A 251-nucleotide genomic window follows, 5' to 3' on the forward strand; every position below is an offset into this window, starting at 1 on the left:
GGTCAGCGCTTCAAAGCTTGATAGATGCGTATGTAACGCTTCTTCAAGCGTGGATACATCTGTCCTTGCAGATACATTTGTGAAGGCTTCCTATGTTGATATCTACACCCGGATTATCCTGCCTCTCCTAAAGCCTGCGATTGTAACGGTAATTCACGATCCCGACCACCTATTTGCTTGACGAAGAAGGCAAGCCGGAGTTTCAGGTTTTGCCATATTAATTTCATCAATATATAATAGCTGTCCTTTTT

The 251-nt window shown here is 43.0% G+C and carries 1 pseudogene; it reads left to right on the plus strand.

Annotated elements, in window-relative coordinates:
- Window positions 1–181: pseudogene (locus P6709_RS20125) on the plus strand (hypothetical protein); the annotation flags it as partial.
- Between the last annotated feature and the right edge of the window lie 70 nt (window positions 182–251).

Origin of the sequence: Jeotgalibacillus sp. ET6, assembly GCF_029667115.1 — a bacterium.
GTDB lineage: Bacteria > Bacillota > Bacilli > Bacillales > Jeotgalibacillaceae > Jeotgalibacillus.